The following is an 11,333-nucleotide window of genomic DNA, read 5'->3' as shown; positions in this document are numbered from 1 at the left end:
TACCCGTGCCCGAGCTCGAAGAGCCCTATGGCCGCCTTCCTGGCCTCGACATCATGCTTCACCCTCAAATCAACGCGCATAAAGAAAGCCTCCCATTTCTCATGTCCAAGAAATGGGAGGCAGTTCACTGGGACACCCGGGCTTTCGGAAAGGGGTTAATCCTTATTCGGACTTAAGCGGAAACTGCGGCGGAAGCAGTGTTGGTCTCGTCCTCGTCGGTCCAAGCGTGCTTGGGCATGGGACGGAAAATCTGGAAGAGTATCGCGACCAGCAGCACGATAGCCACAACCGTCCAGATACCAAACTGCCCAAGGACAAGCAGGTTATAGAACTGGTTGATGAACAGGCCGATGACCCAAGCGAAAGCGCACTCGTAGCCGATGGCAATAGCGGTCCACTTGCCGGAGTCCATCTGGTTGCGGATGGTGCCAATGGCGGCAAAGCACGGAGCGCACAGCAGGTTGAACGCGCCAAAGGCAACGCAAGCGCCCATGGTGGGGAACATGCCGGCAAACGCGGTCCACAGGCTCGGGTCGGTCTCGCCCGCGTCGGCGACGGACAGCAGCGATCCGGCGGTGGCGACGACGTTCTCCTTAGCGACAAGGCCAGAGACAGTCAGCGCGGTTGCCTGCCAGGTGCTAAAGCCGAGCGGGGCGAAGATCCAAGCGACCAGGTTGCCGAGCATGGCAAGCACGGAGTAGTCCATGAACTCCTCGGGGATGCCGTCCATCGCAGGCAGGAAGCCAAAGGAACCGTTGTAGCTACCAAAGTTGGACAGGAACCAAACCACGACAGTGGACGCAAAGATGACCGTACCAGCCTTCTTGATAAAGGCCCAGCAGCGCTCCCACACGTGCAGCGCCCAAGAGCGGATTGCCGGGAAGTGGTAGGCAGGAAGCTCCATAACGAACGGCGTCGGGCGGCCGGCGAAGAGCTTGGTCTTCTTGAGCATCAGGCCCGAAGCGATGACGGCAAAGACGCCCAGGAAGTAAAAGAGCGGGCTGATCCACGCGGCGGTGGTGGAAGAGTCGCCGATGATGGAACCCATGAGCAGGGCGATGATCGGCAGCTTGGCGCCGCAGGGGATGAACGTGGTGGTCATGACCGTCATGCGACGGTCCTTCTCGTTCTCGATGGTCTTGGTGGCCATGACGCCGGGGACGCCGCAGCCCGAGGACACGAGCATGGGGATGAAGGACTTACCGGACAGGCCAAAGCGGCGGAACACGCGGTCCATGATGAAGGCGACGCGAGCCATGTAGCCGCAGTCCTCCAGGAAGGACAGCATGACGAACAGCAGGAACATCTGCGGCACAAAGCCGAAGATGGCGCCCAGACCGCCGACGATGCCGTCGCAGACCAGCGAATCGACCAGGCCACCGTCCTCGGTGCCACCCGCCACAAGGGCGTCGTGGACCATGGTGGTAATACCCGGAACATACGGGCCATACTGCGCCGGGTCGACCGAGTCGGCGTCGTCACCCGCGGCCTCGACAGCCTCATCGTAGGCGTCGCGGCCCTGGCCGAGCACATACCAACCGTCGGTACCGAAGAGCTGGTCGTTGGTGAAGTCGGTCACCGTGCCGCCCAGAGTGGAAACGGCGATGTAGTACACGCAGAACATGATGACGACAAAGATCGGCAGGCCCAGAATACGGTTGGTAACCACGCGGTCGATCTTCTCGGAGGTGCTCATCTTGGCCGGGGCCTTGGTGAGGCACTCGTCGATGATGTGCGCGATGACGCCGTAGCGCTCGCCGGTGATGATGGACTCAGCGTCATCGTCGCAGTCCTGCTCGCACTGAGCGACCAGCTCCTCCACGCGAGCGGCCTTCTCCTTGGTGAGGTTGATGAGCTTGCAGGCGTCTGCATCACGCTCGAACAGCTTGACGGCGTAATAGCGACGCTTGTTAGCGGGAACGCTCGCCGGCAGGTTGTTCTCGATGTGCGTCAGAACGTCCTCGATGGAGGAGTCGAACTTGTGCTCCGGTACCTGGCCCTTGGAAGCAGCGGACTTCTTAACCTGCTCGAAGAGCTCCTTGATGCCCTTGTTCTTAAGAGCCGAGATCATCATGACCGGGCAGCCGAGCTTCTTGGAGAGCTTGTCCGTGTCGATCTTGTCGCCGTTCTTCTCGACCAAGTCGGCCATGTTGAGGGCAACGACCACGGGCAGGCCGGTCTCGATAACCTGAAGCGCCAGGTACAGGTTGCGCTCGAGGTTAGTGGCGTCGACAACCTGGACGACCACATCGGGCTCGCCGCTCATGAGGTAATCGCGCGAGCATTGCTCCTCGGGGCTGTAGGGGGAAAGCGAGTAGATGCCGGGGAGGTCCGTGATGGTAACGTTCTTGTCGCTTAGGAGCTTGGCCTCCTTTTTCTCAACCGTGACGCCGGGCCAGTTGCCAACGTAGCCGTTGGCGCCGGTGATCAGGTTGAAAAGCGTGGTCTTGCCGCAGTTGGGGTTACCCGCCAGCGCGACATGGATCTGAGAATCCGCCATTCAATCCTTCTTCCTTGTGTGCCTGCGCTGCTTTCTCCGCGCAAGCTGGATAATGTGCTTCAAAGATGCTGCATTAAGTTAGAGAAACCTAACTTCATCTGCAGAAATATGCGCCGCGAGTCCTTACTGAACCTCGACGACGGCGGCCTCCTCCTTGCGGATGGAAAGCTCGTAGCCGCGCACGTTGATCTCGACCGGATCACCGAGCGGTGCAACCTTCACGACCTTGAACGAAGTGCCCTTGATGAGCCCCAGGTCCATAAGGTGGCGGCGAAGCGCACCCTCACCGTGAAGCTTGACGATGGTGGAGCTCTCGCCCACCTTAACGTCACCCAACGTCTTCATTTACTTGTCCCCCTTTCAGTGCGTACAGAAATACCGTCGACTAACCGACGGTCATGATGTGCATGGCAACCTTGGAATCGATACCAAAGCGTGCGCCCAGCACTGTGACGATGATATTGGCGCCACTCGAGCTCACCACGTGGATTTCGTTGCCCTCGACAAAGCCGAGGTCCTTGAGGTGGTGCTTCATATCCTCATTGCCCTTTACACGAGACACGCGCACGGTTTCGCCCGCTTTTACCATCGAAAGCGGCATTGCCGGCATCTGCGGTCCGCAAGACATGAGTGGCTCCTAACGTCAGTTCGTCCTCAACATCGACGCGGTAAAAGTTAACCACGCCTATGTTCGCTTTAGTAAACTAACACGTGGTTAACTTTTTGGAAAGGGTCCCCATTCAGATTTCGAAAAAGTTTCCTATACGAAACAAAGGCACCGCAAAGACCATCTCTTTGCAGTGCCTATTGATACCAATTTATGCAACAGAGGGGACTGCCCCTTTGTCGCATTGTTGAGGTTAAAGCGAGAGGTTTCTGATCGACGTGACGCAGGAGGCCTCATCCACGCCCGAAACGCGGAACACGACGTCTTCGCCACATTCGCCGCAGAGTGCCATGAGCCCTATAACGTCGCGGCCATCCGTGTGGCGATCGCCGATACTGACTGACACGTCGCTACGATGCTTGGCAATGATGTCATAGAGCAGCGCAACCGGGCGGGCATGTAATCCCAACGGATCTTTAATCGTCTTTGTAAACTCGACCATGTCCCCTCCCGCGGCATCGCACATTCGGCCGGCAAACCCAGCCACGTGGTAGTTATTGTACGTTACCGGCGCACCCCCGTCCCATAAAAAACGAGGGAAGGCACGCGTCCTTCCCTCGTTGCGGGCGATATGTAGCCGTTCGCCTACATCAGGCGCAGGCTGACGTCCTTGAGCTGGGCGCCGCTAACGGCACTCGGAGCACCCGACATAAGGTCGGAGCCGCTGGCCGTCTTGGGGAACGCCATGACGTCGCGGATGGAGTCGGAACCGGTGAGCAGCATGCACACGCGGTCCAGGCCCAAAGCGAAACCGCCCATCGGGGGTGCACCAAACTTGAGAGCCTCCATGAGGAAGCCAAACTGAGAATCGGCACGCTCCTCGGTAAAGCCCAGGAGCTTGAGCATGGACATCTGCATCTCGGCGTTGTGGATACGCATACCGCCGCCACCAGCCTCAAAGCCGTCCATGACAAAGTCATAGGTGCACGAACCGGCTGCCAGCGGATCGGCCTCGATCTTGGCGATGTCGGTCTCGGTCGGCAGGGTGAAGGGCTGGTGCTCGGCTGCATAGGCCTTGCGGTCCTCATCCCAGTGGAACAGCGGGAAGTTGACGACCCACAGGAAGTCGTGGCCCTCGCGCTTGATCTCGAGCGCGTTGGCCATGTGGGAACGCATGCCGCCCAAGATCTCGTCAGAGAGCAGGCGCGGGCCGGCGGCAAACATCACAAGGTCGCCGGGCTCGACGTCCATGCGCTCGCGCAGAGCGGCCATCTCCTCGTCCGAGAAGAACTTGACGATGGGGCTGTTGATGGAGCCGTCCTCGCGGAAGGCAATCCAAGCCAGGCCCTTGGCGCCAAACGTGGAGGCCACGCCGGCGAGCTTATCGATCTTGGCACGTGCCCAGGCACCGGCGCCCTTGGCGTTAATGGCCTTGACGACAGAACCCTCCTCGTTTGCGGCAGTCGCAAAGACCTTGAACTTGGAGTTGGCAAAGATGTCGGTCAGGTCGACCAGGTGCATGCCATAGCGGGTATCGGGCTTGTCGGAGCCATAGGTATCCATGGCCTCCCAGTAGTTCATGCGACGCAGCGGCGTGGGCATCTCGACACCCATGCGGCCGAAGGCATCGGCAAGAACCTCCTCGAGCGCGCTCATGACATCGTTCTGGTCCACGAAGGACATCTCGATATCGACCTGGGTGAACTCGGGCTGACGGTCGGCGCGCAGGTCCTCGTCGCGGAAGCACTTGGCAACCTGGTAGTAGCGCTCGACGCCACCGACCATGAGCAGCTGCTTCAGAAGCTGCGGGGACTGCGGCAGGGCGTAGAAGTTGCCCGGCTGGATGCGGCTGGGGACGATGAAGTCGCGGGCGCCCTCGGGCGTAGACTTGAACAGGGAGGGCGTCTCGACCTCCATGAACTCACGGTTGTGCAGCGCCTCGCGAATGGCAAAGGTGAAGTCGGAGCGCAGCTTGAGGTTGGCCATCATCTCGGGACGGCGGAGGTCCAGATAGCGATAGCGCAGGCGAGTGTCCTCGCTGGTCTCGATGCCGTCCTCGATCTGGAACGGCGGGGTGACGGACGTGTTGAGCACCTCGGCGTGGTCGGTCAGGACCTCGATCTCGCCGGTCGCGAGCTTGGTGTTGGTGGTCTCCTCGCCACGGGCGCGCACGACGCCGTGAATCTTGATGGGCCACTCGGGACGCATGGTCTCGGCGATCTTAAAGGCATCGCCATCGGAGTGCTCGGGGTCGAAGGTGAGCTGCGTAATGCCCTCGCGGTCGCGAAGGTCGCAGAAGATAAGGCCGCCGTGGTCGCGGCGACGGCTCACCCAACCGGTGAGGGTGACCTCTTCGCCCACGTTCTCGAAGCGAAGCTCGCCGCAGGTACGGGTGTGCATGGAATGCTCATCGATGGGACGGGTCTGGCTCATACCAGTGATCCTCCTTTATGGATCTGTGCCGCCCCGTGTCGTTCCGGGCGGCGTCGTACAGATTTGCCCAGCCTGCGTAAACCGCGCAGCCGGACATGGCGTTCTATCTTATCGCACCTGTGTCGATGTACCGCGAAAAAGTAACTCTTGCCCAAAGACTTGACGGAGACGAAACAATTGACGCGGCCTGGCCGTCGCCCAGGCGCGCCGCGTGCGACAATGTGCCCCAATACAACTGCACTCGGAAAGGCCCGCCATGACTGCACGCCTCATCGTTATGGATATCGACTCCACGCTCATCAACCAGGAAGTCATCGACCTGTTGGGCGAGGAAGCCGGCGTGGGAGAGCAAGTTGCACAGATCACCGAACGCGCCATGCGCGGCGAGCTTGACTTTAAGCAGGCGCTCGAGGAGCGCGTGGGGCTGCTTGCCGGCTTGGATGAGAGCGTGTTCGAGCGCACCTTTGAGCGCGTGACGTTTACTCCCGGCGCGCTGGAGCTTGTGCGCTCGGCGCACAGCAAGGGCTGGAAGGTCGGCGTGGTGAGCGGCGGCTTCCACGAGGTCGCCGACAAGATCGTGGCCGCCGCGGGCATCGATTTTTGCCTGGCCAACCGTCTGGAAGTCGTGGACGGCAAGCTCACGGGTAAGCTGGCGGCAGACATTGTGACCAAGGAATCCAAGCTCATTCAGCTGCTAGATTGGGCAGTTGAGTGCGGTGTCGACATGGCCCACACCGTCGCGATCGGCGACGGCGCCAACGACATCCCCATGATTCAGGCCGCGGGCACGGGCATCGCGTTTTGCGCCAAGCCCAAGACGCGCGAAGCCGCCCCGTTTGCCATCGACGAGCGCAACCTGATACTCGCCATGGATATCATCCTGCGCGACTAGTCGATCCTTCTAACAATAGAATCAGTCTGTCCTATAGTTTCCGAACAATTTTGTCTTAGTGTTCGGAAACATACCCTTTGAGTGCTAGACTTTGCGCCGTCGAAGGGAACATATATGGATAAGCGAGATCTTGAGCAATTGCTGAGCGATGTTGCCGACGGAGTAGTCACCCCGGCAGTCGCCCTCACGCGCCTCCAGACGGCGCCAACCGCCGATCTGGGTTTTGCGCAGCTCGATCTTTCGCGCGGGGTGCGTCAGGGAGCCGGCGAGGTTGTCTACGGCGCCGGTAAAACCGCCGAGCAAATTGCCGCCATTATCGAAGCGCTGCGCGATGCCGGTCAGGAGCGCATCCTGGTCACGCGCCTGGACAGCGAAAAAGCAGCCCGTACCTCGGAGCTTCTCGGCAACGGCATCGACCTGGGATATGCCCCGAACGCCCAGCTCGCCCTGGTGGGTGGCAAGCCCTCCCCCACCGGTAACGGACGCGTTGTCGTCGCCTGCGCCGGCACGAGCGACCTGCCCGTCGCCGAAGAGGCGGCACTGACGGCCGAGTTCTACGGCAACGAGGTCGACCGCCTCTACGACGTGGGTGTCGCCGGCCTGCACCGCCTGCTCGCTCATGCCGAGGAACTTGCCCAGGCGCAGGTGGTCATCGCCATCGCCGGCATGGAAGGCGCCCTGGCGAGCGTTATCGGCGGCCTGGTGAGCTGTCCGGTCATTGCCGTTCCCACCAGCGTGGGCTACGGCGCGAGCTTTGGTGGCGTAGCCGCGCTGCTCGCCATGCTCAACTCCTGTGCCAGCGGCGTATCGGTCGTCAATATCGACAACGGCTTCGGCGCCGCCTACCAGGCAAGTCTTATCAATCATCTGAGCGCCGGCGCGCCCCGCGCCCGTTAAGGAGCATTCCATGTCCAACCATCAGCACACGCTTATCATCGACGGCACCTCGGGCATCAGCGGCGACATGACCGTCGCGGCCCTGCTCGACCTGGGCGCCAGCGAGGAGCACCTGCGCGAACAGCTCGCCACACTGCCGGTCGACGGCTTTACGATCGCCGTCACGCGTGCAAACAAGCATGGCATCGACGCCTGCGATTTCGACGTCCAGCTTGCAGAGGAGCTTGAGAACCACGATCACGATATGGCCTGGCTCTACGGCAACGAAGCAACTGCCGAGCACACGCACGAACATGAGCACGGGCATGAGCATGAGCATCACCATCATGATCATGGCGGGCACGAACACGAGCACTGCCATGAGCACGACCATGAGGGCCACGCCCATGAGCACGAAGATCATCACCACACCCACCACCATCACCACCGTTCTTTGGCGGATGTCACCGCCATCATCGATGGCTCGCAGTTAAGCGATGGCGCCAAGCGCCGCGCGCTCGCCATCTTTACCGCGCTCGCCGCCGCCGAGGCCAAGGCCCACGGCAAAACGCCCGAGACCGTCATGTTCCACGAGGTAGGCGCCATCGACTCCATCGTCGACATCTGCTCGGTCGCCATCTGTCTCGATGACCTGGGTATCGAGGACATTGTCGTCGAGTCGCTCTCCGAGGGTCACGGCACCATCCACTGTGCCCACGGCCTTATGCCCATCCCGGTGCCCGCCGTCGTCAACCTATGCCAAGCAGGCAATATCGCCCTCACGCCCGCACCGGTCGCCGGCGAGCTCGTGACGCCCACGGGCGCCGCCATCGTCGCCGCACTGCGCACGTCCGAGCACCTACCGGCCCGCTACCGCATCGAGGCCGTCGGCTACGGCGCCGGTAAGCGCCCCTACGAGGGTTGCTCCGGCACGCTCCGTTGTCTGCTCGTTCACGTGGATGCATAGCCATGGATGCCCGCAAAGAAAAAAGCCGCGCTGCCATCGTTGCGGCGTTCTCCGAGCTGCTACGCGAAGTGGACTACGGCAAGATTACCGTCGGCGACATCATCGCGCGCGCTCACGTAGGCCGCGCGACATTCTACGGCCTCTTTAAGAGCAAAGACGACCTACTGTCCGAGCTCGTGAGCGACATCTGCACCCACGCCCTCGACGACGATGGCACACCGCTCGACGACCCACTCGTGCAGGTCGAGCATATCCTCAACAACCTCTGGGAGCGCCGCCAGGGCGTTCGAGCCCTCGTAGCCGGCGCCGGCTCCCGCGTCTTCGCCGACTGCTTACGCAAGACCATCATGTCACGAGCAGCCGAAACCGTCCCCGCCGACTCCACAGGCCCCGCTGGCACCATGGACCGCAGTTTCTTACTACACCACATAGCCTCAAGCTTCGTAGCCACCGTCCAATGGTGGGCCTGGCACAACTTCCAAGCAGACAAAGCCGACGTAGCCAAAGACTACTTATCAGCCATAAAACCCCTCTTCAACTAAGTAAGAACATCATCCCAAAGCATCGCCCCAACCCAGGGCGCCACGCATCCCAAAGTGTCACTCGCGCTTCACCGCCCTCAACAGCAACAAGCCCCTCCCATCCAAATCCAAATTCAGATTTATATGTTGGGTTGCTTGCTCGGGTGCAGCAAAGACCCCGCAGCTGGCCGCATGGGGTAACTTCCCAGCGCATTCCGCAGGACGCAAAAAGGCTCGCCGCACGAAGTGCGCAGCGAGCCTTTTTGCATGTCCGAAGACGCGCTGGGAAGTTACCCCATGCGGCCAGCGGACAACTATGTAGCCTCAGACTAGAACATGCCCAAGAAACCGTGCACAAACAGCGCGGCCAGAGCGGCACCGACAAACGGAGCGATGCCAGGAACGAGCAGGCCGTACTTCCAGTTGTTGTCAGCCTTGTTCTTAATCGGCAGCACCTGATAGGCCATGCGAGGACCAAGGTCACGAGCCTGGTTCATGGCGAAGCCGGTGATGCCGCCCATGCCCATGCCAACAGCCCAAACGATCAGACCGACGCAGATGGCGAGCATCAGAACGTTCTCGCCAGCGCGGCTAGCGGCAGCAAGGATGGCGCTGATGAACACAAAGGTGCAGATAGCCTCGCAGAAGAAGTTACGAGCATAGTTCGTGCCCTCGGTGGTGGGGTTGGTCGAGAAGATATTGCGCTGGGCAATGGGGTCGACGACGCCTTCGGAAGCCTTAAACTCATCGGCATACATAAGCCAAGCGATTACGGCGCCCACAAAGCCGCCGAGCATATCGGCAATCATGAAGGGGATGCAGCTGCTCCACGGCACCAGGCCGACGATGCACTGGGCAAGCACCATAGCCGGGTTCATGCACACGGCGCCGCCAAAGACAAACAGGCAGACCGAGATGCCAAAAGACCAAGTGGTGATGGCAAACATATGGCCGGAGCCCTGATACTTGGTGCCCTTGAGCACGGTATCGCAGTGCACGCCCACGCCAAAGATGATCATGAGGGCCGTTGCGCCGAATTCACAGAGGAGTTTGGTAAGCATAAAACCTTATCTTTCTTGTCGGTTATAAACGATTCGTTTAGGCCGCGCACTAGTGCTGCGCGACGACAACGCCCAGGCCATCGGGAATGACGGCCACCTTGGCATCGGCACCCTTCATCTCAAAGGCGAGCTTGAGCGCCTCCTCGATAGTGTTGACCGGCGTCATGTGCATATCCTTGAGCATCTGGTGATCGCACAGGTCGGTGACCATGATCACAGGGTGATGCGCCAGGATGCGGGCAAAGATCTGGCTCGTCCACTGATCGGGCAGGGTCTCGTCCTTAGGACGGTCGATGCAGGCGCGCTCAAACTCCGCCGGCTCGTTGTCGGCGATGTTGTGATAGAAGCCCTCGCCGCCGTGACCGTCGGCACAACCGGCGACATCAATGATCACGCCGCCCTCGGGAAGCGTGGCCTCGGCAGCGCACATGCCCTTCACGGCCTGATAGATGTTCTGGTCGAGCGGGTAACCGCCGTTGGTGGTGATGGCAATCTCGCACTCGACGGGCTCAACACCGGCAAGGCTCTTCACGAACTCGCAGCCAGCCTCGTGCGCCTTGTGGATATCGCCGGCAAAGGAGCCAATGACCTCGTGCTTGCCGTTGAGCACCACGTTAAGCACAAAGGCAAGGTGAGCCATCTCGGCAGCGGCAAACATGTCCTCGCTCACGTGGTTGTGGCACAGGTTGCCGGCACGCGAGTGGGAATCATTCACAAACTGACCGTTGTGGTTGTACATGATGGTCTTGTAGCTGGCGATGCCGGGCAGCACGGACTTGCGGCTGCCGGAGAAACCGGCAAAGAAGTGCGGCTCAATAAAGCCCTCGGCAAGCAGCAGATCGCAATCGGCGGCAATCTTGTTGATGATGCACTCGCCGCCAGAAGGCAGGGTGCCGATCTTTTTCATCATGCTGTCGTCAGTCGCGACGTGCATAACGATTTCCTCGTTGGCAACGATCTCCTCGCCATACTTGTTGACGAGCTCCTCGTGCGTCGACGGACGATGCATACCCGTAGCAACCAGAATGCGAACGCGCGCCTCAGGCGCAGCGGAGTGGATGTGATGCAGCAGAATAGGCATCGTCACACGCGAGGGAACGGGGCGCGTATGGTCGGAGCTAATAATGACGATATCCTTCTTGCCAGCACAAAGCTCCTCGAGCGAAGGCGAGCCATAAGGGTTGGCAAGCGACTCCTCTACCAGCTCTTCCTGCGATTTCGTGGTCTTAAACTCGTTTTGATGACCTTCCATCACACCCGCGAAGTTCTTATCCTCAAGCTCCAGATGCAACGTCTTGTGGTCAAACGGCAGTTCACATTCAAACAATGACGAGCGCCCTCTTCCTTTCAACTGACACACTAGATAAACCGTTGGAAGGATACGCCGCTCACCGAAAAACTCCACCGTACACCGAGTCATTAACACAACGTTCATATTTGACCCACAACAAAACGGCCGCGATCCCAAACGGAACC

General features: G+C 60.2%; 11 protein-coding genes. 4 read left to right on the top strand and 7 right to left on the bottom strand.

All coding sequences use genetic code 11. The features are described 5' to 3' along the window. Positions 1-172: 172 nt before the first annotated feature. From feoB to aspS, 5 genes are all read right to left on the bottom strand, one after another. Positions 173-2,500, bottom strand: coding sequence for a ferrous iron transporter B (gene feoB, locus GDJ93_RS01780; protein WP_152067532.1), 2,328 nt, complete (start codon positions 2,498-2,500; stop codon positions 173-175). A gap of 123 nt (positions 2,501-2,623) precedes the next feature. Then, positions 2,624-2,845, bottom strand: coding sequence for a FeoA family protein (locus GDJ93_RS01775; RefSeq protein WP_006234774.1), 222 nt, complete (start codon positions 2,843-2,845; stop codon positions 2,624-2,626). Between the two features lie 40 nt (positions 2,846-2,885). Continuing rightward, complete coding sequence (locus GDJ93_RS01770; protein ID WP_022094360.1) at positions 2,886-3,128, bottom strand: FeoA family protein; 243 nt, start codon at positions 3,126-3,128, stop codon at positions 2,886-2,888. 232 nt (positions 3,129-3,360) lie between these two features. Next, complete coding sequence (locus GDJ93_RS01765; protein ID WP_158556992.1) at positions 3,361-3,609, bottom strand: HPr family phosphocarrier protein; 249 nt, start codon at positions 3,607-3,609, stop codon at positions 3,361-3,363. Positions 3,610-3,752: 143 nt separating this feature from the next. Beyond that, the gene (gene aspS / locus GDJ93_RS01760; protein WP_152067530.1) at positions 3,753-5,540 is read right to left on the bottom strand and encodes an aspartate--tRNA ligase; all 1,788 of its coding nucleotides are present in this window, start codon (positions 5,538-5,540) and stop codon (positions 3,753-3,755) included. Between the two features lie 256 nt (positions 5,541-5,796). Here aspS and serB point away from each other — a divergent pair, with 256 nt between their 5' ends. The 4 genes from serB (at position 5,797) to GDJ93_RS01740 (ending at position 8,817) form a co-directional block, all read left to right on the top strand. Next, positions 5,797-6,432 (top strand): phosphoserine phosphatase SerB, encoded by a 636-nt coding sequence (gene serB, locus GDJ93_RS01755; RefSeq protein ID WP_152067529.1) that lies wholly within the window; start codon positions 5,797-5,799, stop codon positions 6,430-6,432. A gap of 114 nt (positions 6,433-6,546) precedes the next feature. Next, on the top strand, positions 6,547-7,329 hold the full coding sequence (gene larB, locus GDJ93_RS01750; protein WP_152067528.1) for a nickel pincer cofactor biosynthesis protein LarB: 783 nt from the start codon (positions 6,547-6,549) through the stop codon (positions 7,327-7,329). Positions 7,330-7,339: 10 nt separating this feature from the next. Then, positions 7,340-8,275, top strand: coding sequence for a nickel pincer cofactor biosynthesis protein LarC (gene larC, locus GDJ93_RS01745; RefSeq protein WP_152067527.1), 936 nt, complete (start codon positions 7,340-7,342; stop codon positions 8,273-8,275). Between the two features lie 2 nt (positions 8,276-8,277). Then, the gene (locus GDJ93_RS01740) at positions 8,278-8,817 is read left to right on the top strand and encodes a TetR/AcrR family transcriptional regulator (RefSeq protein WP_152067526.1); all 540 of its coding nucleotides are present in this window, start codon (positions 8,278-8,280) and stop codon (positions 8,815-8,817) included. Between the two features lie 308 nt (positions 8,818-9,125). On the opposite strand, the gene larD is transcribed toward GDJ93_RS01740, so the two are convergent. After that, positions 9,126-9,857: a D/L-lactic acid transporter LarD gene (gene larD / locus GDJ93_RS01735; RefSeq protein ID WP_152067525.1), complete on the bottom strand. Its 732-nt coding sequence runs from the start codon at positions 9,855-9,857 to the stop codon at positions 9,126-9,128. A gap of 49 nt (positions 9,858-9,906) precedes the next feature. Next, positions 9,907-11,184: a nickel-dependent lactate racemase gene (gene larA / locus GDJ93_RS01730; protein ID WP_193221411.1), complete on the bottom strand. Its 1,278-nt coding sequence runs from the start codon at positions 11,182-11,184 to the stop codon at positions 9,907-9,909. Between the last annotated feature and the right edge of the window lie 149 nt (positions 11,185-11,333).

It is taken from the genome of Collinsella aerofaciens (assembly GCF_902501475.1).
In the GTDB taxonomy this organism is placed as follows: domain Bacteria; phylum Actinomycetota; class Coriobacteriia; order Coriobacteriales; family Coriobacteriaceae; genus Collinsella; species Collinsella aerofaciens_AL.
The sequence above is the reverse complement of the archived record's forward strand: the minus strand, read 5'-3'. Positions and strand labels throughout refer to the sequence as shown.